We start from the raw sequence: 17,454 nt of genomic DNA, 5'->3' as shown, positions 1-17,454 counted from the left end.
TCAACCCCTTGAGGGCGCTACCTTAAGTGCCTCTTGTGTCGCCAAACAAGTGGATATGCATCCGGTCGCTCATCCGGAAGCCGTGTTCGAGGCACAGTGCCGAGAGCCACGCCTGCCGCGTGCGCAGCGTGGCGCTGTCGGTGCCCTCGGCCATCAGGAACACGCGATCGGGACGGAAGCGGTAGCGGCGGTGGAGGGCGAGCACTTCGTCCACGTCGGCAGGTGAGGCGACCACGAACTTGAGGAAGGCGCGCGGCTCGGTGGCCCATGCGTCGAGACGCTCGGGGAGCAATGCCAGATCGGCCGGGTTGCCCGAATGCGCCAACTTCGGGCTGACATTGTACTGGTCGACCCGCACATCGAGCCGCGGCGGCGGGGCGACGGTGCCGTTGGTCTCGATCTCCACCGCGATGTCGGGCAGGTGCGCGAGCATCTCGGCCAGCGCGCCCGCCTGCAACAGCGGCTCGCCCCCGGTGATGACGAGACGCTTCTGGCCCAGCATCGCGATCCGCTCCGCCGTTTCGGCAGGGGAGAGCGTCACCTGATTGGCCTTGCGGTCATAAGCCACCCCGTCGCGGTGGGGCCGGTTATCGCCCTCGAACCGCCACGTATAGGCCGTGTCGCACCACGTGCAGGCGAGGTTGCAGCGCGAGAGGCGCACGAAGGCGACCGGCATCCCCATGCTCGGTCCCTCGCCCTGAAGGCTCGCAAAAATCTCCGGCCCGCCGGTGTCGTCGGTGGCAAGGACGAGGTTCATGGAATGTTGGTCTCGATCGTGCCGTCGTTCCAGATGTTGAAGTCCATCACCGGAAAGTCATCGACCCCGTCCAGCAGGTAACGGAAGCCGATATCGCCATTGTCGAAGGCGGAGACCTCGACCAGCTTGAGCCGTTTGGTGAAATCGGCGCGGGTGAGGTAGGGCCCGCCCGGGCGGCGGTATTGCTCGAGCCACAGATCGTGGAAGCGCTGCAATTCCTTGCGCGCGCGCCGGTCGTGCCGCTGCCGCCCGTCCCACGCCTTGGCGAGCGCCGCCAGCGTCCGCGCGCGCGTGTCGGCGAGGCGCAGGTCGAGAAACAGCACGACCTCGACCGGCTGGCCGAGCCATTCGCGATCCTGCGAGAAGACGGAATGGGGCCGGATTGCGGGAAGGAAGGTGCCCAGCTCCGGGTCGGTGATGGGCGCCGGTTTCAGCACTGCGGCAGCGGCGGCCATCAGCGCGGGGTCCTCGGCAGCGGGCAGGACTTCCAGCAATGTCGCCTCGGGACGGTTCTTGTCGAAGGTGACATCGCCCACAACCGTGAAGCGCACCACCTGCCGTTCGGGCAGCTGTGCCCGCAGGGCCTTGACTGAATCCTCGGTGTCGGCGGTGAAACTGACCTCCATCTGCGTCGACTGCACCGGGCCATCGCCGCTGCGCCACGCGACCAGCTTGAACGCGGTGCTCCACGGCTCGGAGGGGTGGAACTGCCAGACGTTCTCGTGCTCGAGCACCACGCCGGTAATCGTCACCGGCGCGGGCTCCTCGGCGCGCAAGGGCACGGGCAGGGCCAGCAGCAGGAGCGCGAGGAGCGCGCGCAGCATCCGGCCTATCCCAGCCGCGCCAGCGCCGCCGTCAGCCGCTCGACCTCGCCCGTGTGGTGGGCGAGATCGGCGCGGGCCTTTTCGACCGCTTCGGGCTTGGCCTTCTCGGCGAAGGCGGGGTTGGAGAGGCGGCCCTCCAGCGATTTGGCTTCCTTCTGCGAGGTCGCCAGCGCCTTTTCGAGCCGCGCCTTCTCCGCCGCGATATCGACGATGCCTTCCAAGGGGATGACGAACACGTCCTCGCCCGCGGTCACCTGCATGGCGGGGCCAGCGGGTGCTTCGCCGATGGTCACCGGGGTGAGGCGCGCGAGGCGCTCGATGGCTGCTGACGAGCGCTCGATGGTGCGCGCCGCCACGTCGGAGGGCGAGGCGAGCCACGCGGCCAGCTTGGCCCCCGGCGCGATGCCGAGCTCGTTCTTCGCGCTGCGGGTGCTGGTGGTGAGGTCGATCACCCAGTCGATCGCGTCGGTCGCGTCTTTGCTGACTTCCGCTTCCGGCTTGGGCCACTGCGCCACGATCAGCTCGCAGTCGCGCGCGCCCAGCTTGTGCCACAGCTCTTCGGTGATGAAGGGCATGAAGGGGTGGAGCATGACGAGGATCTGGTCGAGCGCCCAGCCCGCGACCGCGCGGGTTTCCACGGCGGGCGGGCTGTCGGCATCCCCGGCGAAGACCGGCTTGATGAGCTCGAGATACCAGTCGCAGAACTTGCTCCACGTGAACTGGTAGATCGCATTGGCCGCCGCGTCGAAGCGCAGATCGGTCATCGCCTTTTCGATTTCCGAGACGCAGGCCTGCACCTCGCCGATGATCCACTGGTTGGCGGCGAGGCGGGCGGACGGGGCCTTGATGGTGTCGGAGGCACCGATCCCGTTCGACTGGCAGAACCGTGCCGCGTTCCACAGCTTCGTCGCGAAGTTGCGGTAACCCTCGACCCGCTTTTCATCCATCTTGATGTCGCGGCCCTGGCTCTCCATCGCCGCCATGAAGAAGCGCAGCGCATCGGCGCCATACTGGTCGATCAGGATCAGCGGATCGACGACATTGCCCTTGGTCTTGGACATCTTGGAGCCATCCGCCGCGCGCACGAGGCCGTGGAGATAGAGCGTGTCCCAGGGCTTCTGGCCCATGTTGTAGAAGCCCATCATCATCATCCGCGCATCCCAGAAGAACAGGATGTCGAAGCCGGAGATGAGCAGGCTGTTGGGGAAGTGCTTTTGCAGCAGCGGGGCGTCGCCCTCCGGCCAGCCGAGCGTGGCGAAGGGCCACAGGGCGCTGGAGAACCACGTGTCGAGGACGTCCTCGTCCTGGGTCAGGGCCACGCCATCACCGGCCATGGCCTGCGCGGCCTCGGCGGTTTCGGCAACGAAGCAGCGGCCATCATCGGCGAACCATGCCGGAATCCGGTGACCCCACCACAGCTGGCGCGAGACGCACCAGGGCTGGATGTTCTCCATCCAGTTGAAGAAGGTCTTCTCCCAGGTCTTGGGGACGATCTGGATGTCGCCCGAGCGCACCGCTGCGATCGGCTTCTTGGCGAGTTCCGCGGCGTTCACATACCACTGGTCGGTCAGCCACGGCTCGATCACCACGCCGCCGCGGTCGCCGAAGGGGGTGGCGATCTGGCGGGGCTCGGCGTCGTGTTCGACGTCGTTGCCTTCCTTGTCCTTGGTGATGTGCGGGATGAGCAGGCCCAGCGCCTTCATCCGCGCCACGACCAGCTCGCGCGCGCCGTCCTCACCGTCACGCTTGAAGCGGTGGAGGCCGAGGAATTCCTCCGGCACCAGCCCGTCGGCGGTCTGGCAGACGTTCGCTTCGGCATCGAGCATGTTGAGCATCTCGGCCGCGGCAAAGCCGGCGCGCTTGCCGACTTCGAAGTCGTTGAAGTCATGCCCCGGTGTGATCTTGACGCAGCCGCTTCCCAGCTCCGGATCGGCGTGCTCGTCGGCGATCACCGGGATGCGGCGGCCGGTCAGCGGCAGGATGACGTGCTTGCCGATCACGCTCTGGTAGCGCGGGTCGGCGGGGTTCACCGCCACCGCCATGTCGGCGAGCATCGTCTCGGGCCGGGTGGTGGCGACTTCGAGATAGTCGCGGCCATCGGGCAGAGTCGCGCCGTCGGCGAGCGGGTACTTGAAATGCCAGAAGCTCCCCGCAATCGTCTGCGTCTCGACTTCCAGATCGCTGATCGCGGTCTTCAGCTTGGGGTCCCAGTTCACCAGCCGCTTGTCGCGGTAGATAAGGCCGTCGTTGTAGAGATCGACGAAGGTCTTGATCACCGCAGCGGTAAAATGCGGGTCCATCGTGAACTGCTCGCGGCTCCAGTCCATCGAGCAGCCGAGGCGGCGCAGCTGGTTGGTGATGGTGCCGCCGCTTTCGGCCTTCCACTCCCACACCTTCTCCACGAAGGCCTCGCGCGAGTAGTTGGTGCGCTTGTCCTGCCGCGCCTCCATCTGGCGCTCGACCACCATCTGTGTGGCGATGCCCGCATGGTCGGTGCCGACCACCCACAAGGCGTCCTTGCCGCGCAGGCGTTCATAGCGGATGACCACGTCCTGCAGCGTGTTGTCGAGCGCGTGGCCGATGTGGAGGCTCCCCGTCACGTTGGGCGGGGGGTTGACGATGGTATAGGGCTCGGCCTCGGGACGCTCGGGCCGGAACAGGCCCTTCGTCTCCCAATGCTGGTACCAGCGCGCCTCGATGGCGGCGGGGTCGAAAGTGGTGGGCAAGGTGTCGCTCATGATAGGGCGCGCCATGCCAGCACCCATGTTGCGATGCAATGATGCAAAGGGCCGCAAGGAAGCCCAAACTTCCCGCCGCGAGAGCCTTGCGGGGCCGGAAAATTCCCCCCATACCCCGCTACCGATGCAAAGCGCCGCGCAACATTTGCTGGAGGATGCGGGCGACGGCGGTCCCCGGCTGGTGCTGTCGGGGCAGCTGACGCTCGCCGCGATCGCCCCGCTCGAGCGTGCCCTCAAGACCATCGACGGCCCCGTCGGCGCGGTCGATCTGGCCGAGGTCGACGAGATCGACACGGTCGGCGCATTCGTCGTGTGCCGCTTCGCGCGCGAGCACGAGAGCGACATTACCGGCGCCAGCCCCGAGGCCGAACGCCTGCTCGCCGCGATGCGCGATATCGACGCGAGCGGCGATACCCACCCCCACCGCCTGCCGGTGTGGGAGCGCGTGCCGCTCGCGGTGGGCGAGACGGTTTTCGGCGCGCGCGGCGGGATCTACGGCGTGGTCGGCTTCTTCGGGCAAATCCTGCTCGGCGCGGCGAGCCTCGCCCGCCACCCCAAGCGCTTCCCGTTCAAGGCGCTGGTCCACCAGATGGAGCTGGTCGGCGTCACCGCGCTGCCGATCATCGGCCTCATGAGCTTTCTCATCGGCATCGTCATCGCCCAGCAGGGATCGGTCCAGCTCCAGCAGTTCGGGGCCGAGGCGCTGACGGTCAACCTCGTCGGGCGCATCACCTTGCGCGAGCTGGGCGTGCTGATGACCGCGATCATGGTCGCGGGTCGATCGGGGAGTGCCTTCGCCGCGCAGCTCGGCACGATGAAACTCACCGAGGAGATCGACGCGATGCGCACCATCGGCATCTCGCCGGTCGAGGTGCTGGTGATCCCCCGCATCCTCGCGGCGACCTTCATGATGATCCTCCTCGGCTTCTTCGCCGCGCTCATGGCGATCATCGGCGGGGCGGTGGTGGGCCAGGTCGCGCTCGGCATCCCGTTCTTCACCTTCCTGCTGCGCATTCAGGAAGTGGTGCCGGTGCACGACCTGTGGGTCGGGCTGATCAAGGCCCCCGTTTTCGGCCTGATCGTCGCGCTGGCGGGCTGCTATCACGGGATGCAGGTGCACGGGAATTCCGAGGAAGTCGGCCGCCGCACCACCATGGCGGTGGTCTCGGCAATCTTCGCGGTGATCGTGCTCGACGCCTTCTTCGCGGTGTTCTTCACCGAGATCGGGTGGGGCTGATGCGCATCGCGAAACACCCCGAGGACGACGAGCCGGTCATCAGGATCGAGGGCCTCGTCAACTCCTTCGGCGATTTCAACGTCCACGACGGGCTCGACCTCACCGTCAGGCGCGGCGAGATTCTCGGCGTGGTCGGCGGGTCGGGGACGGGCAAGAGCGTGCTGATGCGCTCGATCATCGGGCTCCAGCGGCCCAGCGCCGGACGGATCGACGTGCTCGGGCGCTGCATCACCGAAAGCGATCTCGAACAGGGGATCGGCGTGCGGCGGCGCTGGGGCATTCTGTTCCAGGGCGGCGCGCTGTTCTCGACCCTGACGGTGGGCGAGAATGTCGAGGTGCCGCTCAAGAAATATTACCCCGATCTCGATCCCGAATTCCGCCACGAGATCGCGCGCTACAAGGTGATGCTGACGGGCCTTCCCGAAAGCGCGGTGCAGAAATACCCTTCCGAGCTGTCGGGCGGCATGAAGAAGCGCGCGGGGCTGGCGCGGGCGCTGGCGCTCGACCCCGAGCTGCTGTTCCTCGACGAGCCCACTGCGGGCCTCGACCCGATCGGCGCGGCCAAGTTCGACCGGCTGACGCGCGAGCTCAAGGAAACCATGGGTCTCACCGTGTTTCTCATAACCCATGATCTCGATACGCTTTACGAGATCTGCGACCGCGTGGCGGTGCTCGCCGACAAGAAAGTCATCGCGGTCGGGACCATCCCCGAACTGGTCGCCACCGGCCACCCGTGGATCGAGGAATATTTCAACGGCCCGCGCGGCCGCAGCGCCCATGCGACGCATCTCGAAGGAGAGCAGGCATGAGGGCGATAGCATTGGACAAGCCCGCCCGCCGGGCCGCATAGGGAAGACGCATGGAGACCAGAGCCAATCATCTGTGGGTCGGTGCGGTGACGCTGGTGCTGCTGGCGGCGCTGGCGGCCTTCATCGTCTGGATCGCGCGCCTCAATGAAGGGGCGAAGGACGAATACGACATCTTCTACAACCAGTCGGTCTCGGGCCTTGCCAATGGCAGCCAGGTGACCTTTGCCGGCGTGCCCGTGGGGCAGGTGACCGAGATCGCGCTCGCCAAGGACAATCCCGAATTCGTGCGCGTGCGGGTGAAGGTGAAGGACGACGTGCCGATCCTCGTCGGCACCCAGGCGACCATCCAGGCGAGCTTCACCGGGGTCTCGACGATCCTCCTGGACGGCGCGCGCAAGGACAATCCGCCGATCACCTGCGAGACCACCGCCTGCCCCGAAGGCCGCCCGGTGATCCCCCCGGGGCGCGGCGGCTTCGGCGAGATCGTGGCGAATGCGCCGCTGCTGCTGGAACGCCTCGCGACGCTGACCGAGCAGCTCAATCTGATCCTCGGGCCCGAAAACCAGAAGGAGCTGGCGGGCATCCTCAAGAACTCGAACCGTCTGACGGCGGGGCTTGCCGAGGCGACGCCCGAGCTGACGCAGAACCTGCGCGATTTCCAGGTCACGATGAAGGAATTCAACGAGACGCTGAACGCAGTCGAGCGGCTGGCCGACAACACCAACGGCCTCGTCGGCAAGGAGGGCGAGCCGCTGGCGGCCGAGCTGCGCGCGACGCTCAAGAGCGCCAATGCGACGCTCGCCAGCCTCACGGCGACGCTCGATGACACGCGGCCCGCCGTGCGCCAGCTGCGCACCAGCACGCTGCCCAATGCCGAGGCGACCTTGCAGGACCTGCGCGCCACCAGCCGCGCGCTGCGTTCGATCACCGAGAAGCTCGAAAGCGAAGGCGCGGGCGCGCTGGTGGGCGGCAAGTCGCTGCCTGACTACAAGCCCGAATAAAAAGGACTGACCGCCATGAACCTCCGTCTCCGGCCCGTCCTCTTCGCTCTCCCGCTCGCGCTGGCGCTGCCGGGCTGCATCAGCCTCGGCGGCGAACCGCCCGAGAGCCTGCTGACCCTGAGCCCCGCCGCGCGCGCGCCCGCCGGGCCGGGCGTGGCGGCCGATGCGACCCGCCCGGTGATCGCGGTCATGCCCTTCGACACCCCCGCCAAGCTCGACGTGCTGCGCGTGCCCGTGGCGGTGAGCGACACCGAGCTCGCCTATCTGCAAGAGGCCTTCTGGGTCGAAAAGCCCGCGCGCCTGTTCCGCCGGCTGGTGGGCGAGACGATCCGCGCGAAGGGGCAGGCGATGGTGGTCGACGGCGACGATGTCGCGACGCTCGCCACGGTGACGGTGCAGGGCACGCTGACCGAGATGGGCTTCGACGCGACGACCTCCGAGGCGGTGGTGCGCTTCGACGCGGTGCGCATCGCCAAGGACGGCGCGGTCGTCACCCGCCGCTTCGAAGCGCGCGAGGGCGGCGTGACCGCCGACGCGCGCTCGGTCGGCGCGGGGCTCAATGCGGCGGCGAACAAGGTCGCGGCGGACGTCGCGGAGTGGGTGTCGGCGGGCTGACGCCCGACCCCTCCGTCACCGCTTCGCGGTGCCACCTCCCCATTCGTTCCGAACGGGGAGGGACGTTTTTGTCGGCCTACCGCTTCGCTACTTGAGGCCAACGAGTTCCTCCCCGTTCGCAGCGCGAATGGGGAGGTGGCAGACGCCGCAGGCGGCTGACGGAGGGGTAGGAAAGCCCCACCCGCGCCCTCACGCAACTACCTGCTTTCCTACATGATTTGCGCATGACAAGATGCGCGAATGACTCGCGTCTCGCCGCTTTTGTCTTCGCAACTCGCAGGGCGGAGCAAGGGCAGGTTTTTCGGCCCAGGACAGTGTCTCATGTGTCTCCAACACGGAGACGGCTACGGCGTCCCGGCCAGCCGGGCGAAGGCGGCGGCGCGCAGGAAGTCGGCCTCGCGGCGCTGGCGGCGCTCCTCGGCCTCCCAGTCGCGGCCCCACAGCTCGGCCTGCCACTCCTCCTCGAGACACGCCGCTTGCCACAGGGCGAGCGGTTCGTCCTCGTGGGTCGCCTCGAGCGCCGAAAGGCCGATGGTGAGCGAGGCGGCGAGCTTGGTCATCGCCTCGAGCCCTGCCAGCTGGAAGGGGCTGAGGGTGAGGAGCCGGGCGTGCAAGGCGGCGAGGGTCGCGGGCGGCTGCGGGCGGTGGAGCACGCCGCTCACCCGCGTGAAGGTGACGCCGTGGGCGGCCTCGAAATGGCCAAGCAGCGGCTCCCACACCGCCTGCTGGCGCGTGTGGAGCGGCTCGTCGGGGTCGGCGCGGTAGCACAGCGTGTCGGTTTCGGCATAGCTGAGGAGGCCCTCGGCTGCGCCTTCGGGATGGGGGCTGAGGATGTCGATCGCGTAGTCGGCCATGTCCCGCAAGGGGAGGCTGGCGGGGTCGATCTGCTCGCCCTGGCCGCGCCACTCGGCGGCGAGGGCTTCGGCAAGCGGGCGGGTGGGGAGTAGCTGCGGCGCGCCGCCGACGGTCTTGACGCCGCGGGCATCGAGCATGACCTGCCAGCCCTCCGGCTGCTCGGCGAGGGAGACGGTGGTGTAGAAGCGGCTGATCATGGGCGGCGCTTGTCTCCAGCCTTCCAGCGCCGCACCAGCACCAGCGGCATGACGAAGACGTCGGCCACGCCCACCAGCACCAGCACCGCGCCGACCGTGCGGGGCAGGTCGATGACGCCGCCGATGATGGCGAAGCCGAGCATCACCAGCCCGACGCCGGCAAAGCGCATGGCGGTGATGACGATGAAGCGGGTGCGGGCCTGCGCCTCGGCGGCCTCGCGGGGGGTGGGGGTCATGGCAGGGTCTCCTCGAGTGCGACGGCGAGGTCTCGGGCGGTCTCCACCACCTGCGCGGCCCCGCTGGCGATGAGTTCGGGGGTGCCGTGGTAGCCCCAGCCGACCCCGATCGCGGCGACCCCGATCGAGCGGGCCATCAGCATGTCGAAGCTGGTGTCGCCGATCATCACCGCCTGCTCGGGAAGCGCCCCGGCCTCGAACAGCGCGGCCTCGAGCATCGCCGGGTGGGGCTTGGAGGGGTGGCGGTCGGCGGTCTGGAGCGAGGTGAAGAGATGGGCGATGCCGTGGGAGGCAAGGCAGGCGGCGAGCCCGCGGTCGGACTTGCCGGTGGCGACGGCGAGCTGCCAGCCGCCCGCGTGGAGGGTGTGGAGCAGCTCGGCGATGCCATCATACAGAGGCTCGTCGAGCAGGCCCTCTTCGCGGCGGGCGCGGTAGCTGGAGCGGTAGAACTCGGTGACCGCGCGGTTCTGCTCGTCGCTCAGCGCGGGCGCGAGCGACCGGACGGCGGCGGGCAGGCTGAGGCCGACGATGCGGCGGACGGCGTGGTTGTCGGGGGGCGTCAGGCCAGCACGGGTGAAGGCGCGCTCCATCGCCCAGCACACGTCGGCCTGCCCGTCGACGAGGGTGCCGTCGCAGTCGAATACCGCGAGCCGGGTCATGCGGGCAGGCTCCGGATCAGGTGGGCGAGGGCGGCGTGGCCTGCTGCCTCAAGCCCCTCGGCGATGCCTGCGCGTTCCTCGGGCGTCTTCTTCTGGGAGAGCTTGAGCGTGGGCCGCCAGGCCTGCACCTCGAGCTCGAAGCCCGCGATGCCGCGGAACAGGCCGGACCATGTTGTCTCGGAGGACTCCTCGGCCAGCCACGGCTCCCCGCCAAGCCGCCCCTCGTGCTTGAGGATCGCGGCATGAAGGAAGGCCTCGAGCCCCTCGTCGGCCATGCGGCGCACGCGGCCCTCGAGCTCGAGCGCGACGTAGTCCCAGGTCGGCACGGTGTCGCGGTTCGCATACCAGCGGGGGCTGACATAGGCGTCGGGGCCGTTGACCACGACCAGCGCGGTCGCGCCGTCCAGATGCCGGGTCAGGGCATTGCCGCGCGCCAAGTGGAACTGCACCGCCCCGTCGCCGGTCGAAAGCAGCGGGGTGTGCGCCACGCGTGGACCGTCGGGCGTCTGGGCGAAGACCATGCCGAAGCCGATCTCCTCGATCAGCGACTCCATCAGGCCGCGGTCGTCGGTGCGGAAGAGCGGGTTGGGGTGCATCAGCGGGTCGGCTTGCGGCCGGCTCCCTTGGGCTTGGGCTTGGCGGCGGTCTTGCCTTTCGGCTTCGAATGGGGCTTGGACGCCTTGTTGGCGGCACCGCGCGCACGACGCGGCGCGCGCTCTTCCTTGCGGGCCTGCTTGAAGTGGCGGCGGGCGGCCTGCTTCTTCTCTTCCGCCGTCTTCTCGGGCACCTCCTCCCGCAGCGGCGAGGCGTCGGACATGCCGGGGTCGAAGCCCAGCACCTCCATGCTCGCGGCGAAGTGCGGGGGGAGTTCGGCGGTCACATCCAGCTTGCCGCCGGTGCCTTCACCGGCCTTGGGCTCGGAGATGATCAACCGGCGCGCGTGCAGGTGCATCTTGCGGCTCACCGCGCCGGTGAGGAAGGCGTCGGGCCCGCCATATTTGCCGTCGCCCACGATCGGATGGCCGATCGCCGCCATGTGGACGCGCAGCTGATGGGTGCGGCCGGTCAGCGGCTCGAGCTCGACCCACGCGGCGCGCTGGCCCGCGCTGTCGACCACGCGGTAGCGGGTCTTGGCCGAAGCGCCGTTCTCCTCGTCGATGTGCATCTTCTCGCCGCCCGTGCCCGGCTGCTTGGCGAGCGGAGCGTCGATCACGCCCTCGGCGAGGTCGGGCTTGCCCACCACCAGCGCCCAATAGACTTTCCTCGCGCTGCGGCTCGCAAACCTTTTGGAGAAACTCGCCGCGCTCCCCGGGGTGCGGGCGATCAGCAGAACGCCCGAAGTGTCCTTGTCGAGCCGGTGGACGAGACGGGGGCGGGGTGCGTTGCCCTCGACGAAGGCGTCGAGCAGGCCATCGACGTGCTTCGTCGTCTTGCTCCCGCCCTGCGTGGCGAGGCCCGGCGGCTTGTTGAGGACGATAGCGGTGGGGGTCTCGCGGATCACCATGTCTTTCGCTTCGGCGATCTGTTCGGGGCTGAGCGGGCGGGCGCGGGGCTTGGCGGGCTCGCGCGGGGCCTCGTCGCCGCCCGGCGGCACGCGCAGCACCTGTCCTTCCGCAAGACGATCCTCGGGCTTGGCGCGTTTGCCGTCGACCCGGATCTGCCCGGTCCTCGCCCAGCGCGAGACGGTGGCGAAGCCCACCTGCGGCAGGTTGCGCTTGAACCAGCGGTCGAGCCGGATGCCGTCGTCATCCGCGCCGACGGTGAACTGGCGGACGTTGTCGGAAGGGGCCTCTACGCTCATCGCGGGCCTCCCTGCATGGCGACAAGGCCGATGATCACCGCCGCCATCCCGGCGATGAGAGAGGCCGCGGCATATCCGAAGGCGAGCCCCGCCTGCCCGCGGTGGAGCATGGTGACGAGCTCGGCGGAAAAGGCGCTGAAGGTGGTGAAGCCGCCCAAAAGGCCGACGCCCAGCAAGAGCCGCGCGGTCTCGGCCGCCGCCTCGCTCGGAGCGCCGCGCGCATACCAGCCGACCAGCGCGCCCATCAGCAGGCTCCCGGCGATATTGACCGCGAGCGTCCCCCACGGGAAGGCGTTCCCCTCGCCCGCCAGCGCCGCCACCCAGCGCCCCGCATGATAGCGCAGCACCGAGCCGACAGCGCCGCCCGCGGCGACATAAAGGCTTGCCTTGAAGGGAGAGATCACAGCGTCCATCGCGCGGCCATAGCGAGGCTCTCGCGCTGTGGCTAGGCGGGCTTCTTGCGCGCAAGCGCTCAGACGGGTTGCCATTTTGCCCGGGTTGGACTATCGGGGCCCCGTTTGAAGGGCGGCTCCCCTCGGGAATCGCCCGCGTTTCATTGGAAATTCACCGCGCACCCCCGCGCAGAATCACATGCGGGGCTCTGGCGTATGAACATGAGGTAGTCGTCGTTTATGCAAATCATGGTTCGCGATAACAATGTCGATCAGGCCCTGCGCGCGCTCAAGAAGAAGCTGCAGCGCGAAGGCGTTTATCGCGAAATGAAGCTGCGTCGCCACTACGAGAAGCCCTCCGAGAAGCGCGCCCGCGAAAAGGCCGCCGCCGTGCGCCGCGCCCGCAAGATGGAGCGCAAGCGGATGGAGCGCGACGGGAGCAAATAATCCCGTTGCCAAGCGCGCGTCCGGCACCGGAACCGCTTGAAACACCCTTTCCGATCAGCCATCAGGGCGCGGTTTCATTCCGCGCCCTTTTGCTGTCACGCCTCCGTGATGAACAGGACAAAATCATGACCGAGATTACCCGCGTTCCCATCCAGCCTGTCGCCAAGGGCTCGCTTACCAAGCTGTGGATCGGGGTGGTCCTCGCCATTCTGGTGGGTGCGGGCCTTGCCTGGGCGGCCGTGCCGCGCGGGCTCGATGTCGATGTGGTGCAGGCCGGGACCGGCCCGACGCCCAAGGAAGGCGAGGTGATCTTCGTCAAATATAAGGGCAAGCTCGCCGCCGACGGCACCGTGTTCGAGGACGCCCAGACCAGCCCCTTCCCGATGCAGGACCTGTTCCCCGAGGGTAACCCCTTCCTCTACGAGAAGGGCCAGATGATCCCGGGCTTCTACGAGGGCCTCAAGGACGTCCAGAAGGGCGGCAAGTACACGATCTTCATCCCCGCCGACATGGCCTATGGCGCGAGCCCGCCGCCGCAGTCGCCGATCCCGCCCAATGCCGATCTCGAGTTCGAGATCGAGGTGACCGGGATCATGAGCCGCGCGGCGGTGGAGCGCAATCTGCAGGTGCTGCGCGAGAAGATGCAGGCCGACATGGGCGCCCAAGGCGGGGCACCGGGCGGTGCGGCTCCGGGCGGCGCAGCGCCGCAGGGCGCTCCCCAGGGTGCACCTCAGGGCGCTCCGGGCCAGTAAGGGCGGACGCAAGCATGTCGGTCGACAAGGCAACCGTCGCCAAGATCGCCAGCCTCGCGCGCATTCGGATGGATGATGCCGCGCTCGAACAGATGGTGCCGGAACTGAACGGCATCCTCCAATGGGTCGAGCAGCTGGGCGAGGTCGATGTCACGGGGATCGAGCCGATGGCGGCGGTGATCCCCAACACCCTGCGTCTGCGCGACGATGTGGTCGACGCCGACCCGCTCACCGGCGGGGGCAAGCGCGAGGACGTGCTCGCCAATGCCCCGGCGGCCGAGCACGGGTTCTTCGGCGTGCCGAAGGTGATCGAGTGATTTTGCGCTTTGCCCGCCTGTCCCCCTCCCGCACGCGGGAGGGGGCGTTGAGAGTCACGTGCCTCTCAACGCGGGTGGGCACGAACAACAAGACCTCCGTCTGCGGTCAGGCCCACCCCCGGCCCCTCCCGCAGGCGGGAGGGGAGAACACATGACCGACCTTACCTCTCTGGGTGTCAAAGAAATCCGCGACGGTGTCGCCAGGGGCGATTTCACCGCGCGCGAAGTGGCGGAGGCCTTCAACGCCGCCGTCGCCGAGGCCGCCGCGCTCAACGCCTTCATCGTCACCACCCCCGACCACGCGCTCGCCGCTGCCGACAAGGTCGATGCCGCGCGCGCCGCGGGTGAGACGCTGGGCAAGATGGCGGGCGTGCCGATCGGGATGAAGGATCTGTTCGCCACCCACGGCGTCCAGACCACCGCCGCCAGCCACATCCTAGAAGGCTTCACGCCGCGCTACGAATCGACCGTCAGCCAGAAGCTGTGGGACGCGGGCGCGGGGATGCTGGGCAAGCTCAATCTCGACCAGTTCGCGATGGGGAGCTCCAACGAGACGAGCTATTTCGGCAATGTCGCCTCGCCGTGGAAGAAGGCGGGGAGCAATGCCGCGATGAGCCCGGGCGGCTCCTCGGGCGGTTCCTCGGCTGCGGTTGCCGCGCGCATCGCACCCGCCGCGACCGGCACCGACACCGGCGGCTCGATCCGCCAGCCTGCGGCCTTCACCGGCATCTGCGGGATCAAGCCGACCTATGGCCGCTGCTCGCGCTGGGGCATCGTCGCCTTCGCCTCTTCGCTCGATCAGGCCGGGCCGATGGCGCGCTCGGTCGAGGATTGCGCGATCATGCTCGGCGCGATGGCAGGGTTCGATCCCAAGGATTCGACTTCGCTCCAGATGGACGTGCCCGACTGGGAAGCCGCCTTGAACGCCGACCTGCGCGGCAAGAAGGTCGGCATCCCGCGCGAATACCGGATGGAGGGCACCGATCAGGCGATCCTCGATTCGTGGGAGCAGGGCAAGGCGTGGCTCAAGGACGCGGGCGCGGAAATCGTCGACGTCTCGCTGCCGCACACCAAATATGCGCTGCCAGCCTATTACATCGTCGCCCCCGCCGAGGCCTCGAGCAACCTCGCCCGCTATGACGGGGTGCGTTACGGCCTTCGCGACCTGCCCGAGGGCGTCGGCCTTCAGGACATGTACGCCGCCACCCGCGCCGCCGGGTTCGGAGACGAGGTCAAGCGCCGCATCCTGATCGGCACCTATGTGCTCTCGGCCGGCTTCTACGACGCCTATTACACCCAGGCACAGAAGGTGCGCGCGCTGGTCGCCCGCGACTTCGCCCGCGCCTTCGAGGAATGCGACGTGATCCTCGCGCCGACCACGCCGACCGCGTCCTTCCCGCTGGGCTCGATGAACGAAGACCCGCTGACGATGTATCTGAACGACGTCTTCGCCGTCCCCGCGTCGTTGGCTGGCCTGCCCGCGATGAGCGTGCCCGCGACGATCAACGCCGATGGCCTGCCGCTCGGCCTCCAGCTGGTCGGCAAGCCCTTCGATGAGCAGGGCGTGCTGAACGCCGGCCTCGCGATCCAGCAGCGCGCCGGATTCAGCGCCAAGCCGGAGAAGTGGTGGTAAAATGGGCCAGCTCGGGCTCCATCTGCGCGTCAACGATGCCGAACTGGCGGCGCTCGCCGCGCACGAAGGCTATGCGAGCGTGATGGAATACATCACCGAGGAACTGGAAGAGTCGAAATTCGGCAGCGGCGACGTGGCCGAGACGGACAAGAGCTGGGCCTATATCCACTCGGCCTTGCTGGGCATCGATCCTGACGGGCCGCTTTCGTGCGAGCCGCAGGATGCGTCGCTTGCCGAACCGGGAATGGCGCGGTTTGCGATCATGGGCACCGAGGTGCTTGAAGCGTCGGGCGATGACTATGTGGGGCTGACCCGCAAAGCGCAGGTTGGCGAAGTGGCGACCGAGCTCGCGGCGATCTCGCTCGACGACCTCTCGGCCCGGGTGACACGCGCGCACCAGCGTTTCGGCGCCACCGGTGACGCGGGCGAAGCTGCCGAGTATGCCGCGAGCTGGTTCGAAGGGCTGGTCGACTTCTACCGCGAGACCGCCGTGCGCGGCGATCACGTTATCTTCACGGTGTCCTTCTGATGGTCGCCGCCGACACACCGCTGTGGATCGCCGGGATCGGCATCATGCTCGCGGTGCCGCTGACTTTCATGGTCGCCAATTGGGTAAGGAAGAACGTCGATCACGGCGAGATGCGCTTCGGGCCGGATGGCAAGGTGATCGAGGACGAGGACAGGAAATGAGCAACTACCGCATCCAGGGCGCAACCGGGGAATGGGAGGTCGTGATCGGCCTTGAAGTCCATGCGCAGGTCACCTCCAACGCCAAGCTGTTCTCGGGCGCGGCGACCGCCTTCGGGGCCGAGCCCAACGCGCAGGTCAGCCTCGTCGATGCCGCGATGCCGGGAATGCTTCCCGTGCCCAACCGCGAGTGCATCCGTCAGGCGGTGCGCACCGGCATGGCGATCGAGGCGCAGATCAACGCCTGGAGCCGGTTCGATCGCAAGAACTACTTCTACGCCGACCTGCCGCAGGGCTACCAGATCAGCCAGCTCTACCACCCCATCGTGGGCGAAGGCTCGCTGCTGATCGAGGCGGACGAGAAGGCCGGGATTCCCGAAGACAAGGTGATCGGCATCGAGCGCATCCACGTCGAGCAGGATGCGGGCAAGCTGATGCACGATCAGCACCCGACCATGTCCTATGTCGACTTGAACCGCTCGGGCGTTGCGCTGATGGAGATCGTCTCCAAGCCCGACATGCGTTCGCCTGCCGAAGCAGGGGCTTACCTCAGGAAGCTGCGGGCGATCCTGCGCTATGTCGGCTCGTGCGATGGCAACATGGAAGAAGGCTCGATGCGCGCCGACGTGAACGTCAGCGTGCGCAAGGCCGGCGAGCCCTTCGGCACCCGCACCGAGACCAAGAATGTGAACTCCGTGCGCTTCGTCATGCAGGCGATCGAGCATGAGGCGATGCGCCAGGTCGATGTGCTCGAGAGCGGCGGGACTATCGTGCAGGAAACCCGCCTGTTCGACCCCGGCACCGGCACGACGCGCACGATGCGCAGCAAGGAAGACGCGCACGACTATCGCTACTTCCCCGATCCCGACCTGTTGCCGCTGGTGCTGGAAGACGATTTTCTGGCGGAATGCCGCGCCTCGCTCCCCGAACTGCCCGATGCCAAGCGCAAGCGTTATGTCGAGGTGCTCGGCCTCACCCCCTACAACGCGCGCGAGCTGACCGCCGAGGTGGAAACCTTCGCGCGGTTCGAGACCTTGCTTGCCGAGACCGCCAAGGCCACCGGCAAGGATGACACCGCGGTCGCGACGCAGGTCGCCAACTGGTCGCTCTCGGTCGCGCCTGGGGTGTTGAAGGCGCTGGGTGACGAGGCCGACCCCGCCAATGCCACCGCCACCGCGCAGGCCGCCATCCTCGCCATGGCCGACAAGGCCGAGATCAGCGGCGGGCAGGCCAAGGAGATTTTCGAGATCGTCCTCAGGACGGGGCGCGACCCGAACGAGATCGCCGAGACGGAAGGCCTCAAGCAGGTCAGCGACACCGGCGCGATCGAAGCCGCCGTCGACGCGATCATCGCCGCCAATGCCGACAAGGTCGAACAGTACCGCGCCGGCAAGGAAGCGCTGTTCGGCTTCTTCGTCGGCCAGACGATGAAGGCGATGCAGGGCAAGGCCAACCCGCAGCTGGTCAACCAGCTCCTGAAGGCCAAGCTGGGGTAAT

General features: G+C 68.0%; 20 protein-coding genes. 11 read left to right on the top strand and 9 right to left on the bottom strand.

Going from position 1 to position 17,454, the window contains the following annotated elements; translation table 11 throughout:
- Positions 1 to 22: 22 nt before the first annotated feature.
- The 3 genes from PFX90_RS15205 to PFX90_RS15195 are packed head-to-tail and all read right to left on the bottom strand — an operon-like array spanning position 23 to position 4,319.
- Positions 23 to 757 carry a 7-carboxy-7-deazaguanine synthase QueE gene (locus PFX90_RS15205; protein WP_285713456.1) on the bottom strand — a complete coding sequence of 245 codons (735 nt, stop codon included), beginning with the start codon at positions 755 to 757 and terminating at the stop codon, positions 23 to 25.
- Positions 754 to 1,581 carry a hypothetical protein gene (locus PFX90_RS15200; RefSeq protein ID WP_285713455.1) on the bottom strand — a complete coding sequence of 276 codons (828 nt, stop codon included), beginning with the start codon at positions 1,579 to 1,581 and terminating at the stop codon, positions 754 to 756. The genes PFX90_RS15205 and PFX90_RS15200 overlap by 4 nt, the downstream gene beginning before the upstream one ends.
- Before the next feature lie 5 nt (positions 1,582 to 1,586).
- Positions 1,587 to 4,319: a valine--tRNA ligase gene (locus PFX90_RS15195; RefSeq protein WP_285713454.1), complete on the bottom strand. Its 2,733-nt coding sequence runs from the start codon at positions 4,317 to 4,319 to the stop codon at positions 1,587 to 1,589.
- Between the two features lie 124 nt (positions 4,320 to 4,443).
- Between PFX90_RS15195 and PFX90_RS15190 the strand changes: the two genes are divergently transcribed.
- The 4 genes from PFX90_RS15190 to PFX90_RS15175 are packed head-to-tail and all read left to right on the top strand — an operon-like array spanning position 4,444 to position 7,981.
- Positions 4,444 to 5,556: an ABC transporter permease gene (locus PFX90_RS15190; RefSeq protein WP_285713453.1), complete on the top strand. Its 1,113-nt coding sequence runs from the start codon at positions 4,444 to 4,446 to the stop codon at positions 5,554 to 5,556.
- Positions 5,556 to 6,365: an ABC transporter ATP-binding protein gene (locus PFX90_RS15185; RefSeq protein ID WP_285713452.1), complete on the top strand. Its 810-nt coding sequence runs from the start codon at positions 5,556 to 5,558 to the stop codon at positions 6,363 to 6,365. Before PFX90_RS15190 ends, PFX90_RS15185 begins: the two co-directional genes overlap by 1 nt.
- A gap of 50 nt (positions 6,366 to 6,415) precedes the next feature.
- Positions 6,416 to 7,366, top strand: coding sequence for an MlaD family protein (locus PFX90_RS15180; protein ID WP_285713451.1), 951 nt, complete (start codon positions 6,416 to 6,418; stop codon positions 7,364 to 7,366).
- Positions 7,367 to 7,381: 15 nt separating this feature from the next.
- Positions 7,382 to 7,981: an ABC-type transport auxiliary lipoprotein family protein gene (locus PFX90_RS15175; protein ID WP_285713450.1), complete on the top strand. Its 600-nt coding sequence runs from the start codon at positions 7,382 to 7,384 to the stop codon at positions 7,979 to 7,981.
- 344 nt (positions 7,982 to 8,325) lie between these two features.
- On the opposite strand, the gene PFX90_RS15170 is transcribed toward PFX90_RS15175, so the two are convergent.
- Genes PFX90_RS15170 through crcB form a run of 6 tightly spaced genes read right to left on the bottom strand, consistent with a single transcriptional unit; the run spans position 8,326 to position 12,142 of the window.
- Positions 8,326 to 9,033 carry an ATP12 family chaperone protein gene (locus PFX90_RS15170; protein ID WP_285713449.1) on the bottom strand — a complete coding sequence of 236 codons (708 nt, stop codon included), beginning with the start codon at positions 9,031 to 9,033 and terminating at the stop codon, positions 8,326 to 8,328.
- On the bottom strand, positions 9,030 to 9,269 hold the full coding sequence (locus PFX90_RS15165) for a hypothetical protein (RefSeq protein ID WP_285713448.1): 240 nt from the start codon (positions 9,267 to 9,269) through the stop codon (positions 9,030 to 9,032). The genes PFX90_RS15170 and PFX90_RS15165 overlap by 4 nt, the downstream gene beginning before the upstream one ends.
- Positions 9,266 to 9,928, bottom strand: a complete 663-nt coding sequence (locus PFX90_RS15160; protein WP_285713446.1) for an HAD-IA family hydrolase — start codon at positions 9,926 to 9,928, stop codon at positions 9,266 to 9,268. The genes PFX90_RS15165 and PFX90_RS15160 overlap by 4 nt, the downstream gene beginning before the upstream one ends.
- The gene (locus PFX90_RS15155) at positions 9,925 to 10,524 is read right to left on the bottom strand and encodes an FMN-binding negative transcriptional regulator (protein WP_285713444.1); all 600 of its coding nucleotides are present in this window, start codon (positions 10,522 to 10,524) and stop codon (positions 9,925 to 9,927) included. The genes PFX90_RS15160 and PFX90_RS15155 overlap by 4 nt, the downstream gene beginning before the upstream one ends.
- Positions 10,524 to 11,729, bottom strand: coding sequence for an RluA family pseudouridine synthase (locus PFX90_RS15150; protein WP_285713443.1), 1,206 nt, complete (start codon positions 11,727 to 11,729; stop codon positions 10,524 to 10,526). Before PFX90_RS15150 ends, PFX90_RS15155 begins: the two co-directional genes overlap by 1 nt.
- Positions 11,726 to 12,142 carry a fluoride efflux transporter CrcB gene (crcB, locus tag PFX90_RS15145; RefSeq protein ID WP_285713442.1) on the bottom strand — a complete coding sequence of 139 codons (417 nt, stop codon included), beginning with the start codon at positions 12,140 to 12,142 and terminating at the stop codon, positions 11,726 to 11,728. Before crcB ends, PFX90_RS15150 begins: the two co-directional genes overlap by 4 nt.
- A gap of 219 nt (positions 12,143 to 12,361) precedes the next feature.
- Between crcB and rpsU the strand changes: the two genes are divergently transcribed.
- The 7 genes from rpsU (at position 12,362) to gatB (ending at position 17,453) form a co-directional block, all read left to right on the top strand.
- Positions 12,362 to 12,568 carry a 30S ribosomal protein S21 gene (rpsU, locus tag PFX90_RS15140; protein ID WP_017664771.1) on the top strand — a complete coding sequence of 69 codons (207 nt, stop codon included), beginning with the start codon at positions 12,362 to 12,364 and terminating at the stop codon, positions 12,566 to 12,568.
- Between the two features lie 125 nt (positions 12,569 to 12,693).
- Positions 12,694 to 13,320, top strand: a complete 627-nt coding sequence (locus PFX90_RS15135) for an FKBP-type peptidyl-prolyl cis-trans isomerase (protein WP_285713441.1) — start codon at positions 12,694 to 12,696, stop codon at positions 13,318 to 13,320.
- Between the two features lie 14 nt (positions 13,321 to 13,334).
- Complete coding sequence (gene gatC / locus PFX90_RS15130; protein ID WP_285713440.1) at positions 13,335 to 13,637, top strand: Asp-tRNA(Asn)/Glu-tRNA(Gln) amidotransferase subunit GatC; 303 nt, start codon at positions 13,335 to 13,337, stop codon at positions 13,635 to 13,637.
- Between the two features lie 151 nt (positions 13,638 to 13,788).
- Positions 13,789 to 15,270, top strand: a complete 1,482-nt coding sequence (gatA, locus tag PFX90_RS15125) for an Asp-tRNA(Asn)/Glu-tRNA(Gln) amidotransferase subunit GatA (RefSeq protein WP_285713439.1) — start codon at positions 13,789 to 13,791, stop codon at positions 15,268 to 15,270.
- Between the two features lies 1 nt (position 15,271).
- Positions 15,272 to 15,799: a DUF1877 family protein gene (locus PFX90_RS15120; RefSeq protein WP_285713438.1), complete on the top strand. Its 528-nt coding sequence runs from the start codon at positions 15,272 to 15,274 to the stop codon at positions 15,797 to 15,799.
- Entirely contained in the window at positions 15,799 to 15,960 is a 162-nt protein-coding gene (locus PFX90_RS15115) for a glutamyl-tRNA amidotransferase (protein WP_285713437.1), read from the top strand. Before PFX90_RS15120 ends, PFX90_RS15115 begins: the two co-directional genes overlap by 1 nt.
- Positions 15,957 to 17,453, top strand: coding sequence for an Asp-tRNA(Asn)/Glu-tRNA(Gln) amidotransferase subunit GatB (gene gatB, locus PFX90_RS15110; RefSeq protein ID WP_285713436.1), 1,497 nt, complete (start codon positions 15,957 to 15,959; stop codon positions 17,451 to 17,453). The genes PFX90_RS15115 and gatB overlap by 4 nt, the downstream gene beginning before the upstream one ends.
- The last annotated feature ends 1 nt before the right edge of the window (position 17,454 follow it).

Origin of the sequence: Erythrobacter oryzae, assembly GCF_030271515.1 — a bacterium.
Classification (GTDB): Bacteria; Pseudomonadota; Alphaproteobacteria; order Sphingomonadales; family Sphingomonadaceae; genus Erythrobacter; species Erythrobacter oryzae.
Note: the sequence above shows the minus strand (reverse complement) of the source record. Positions and strands in the feature narration are given on the sequence as shown.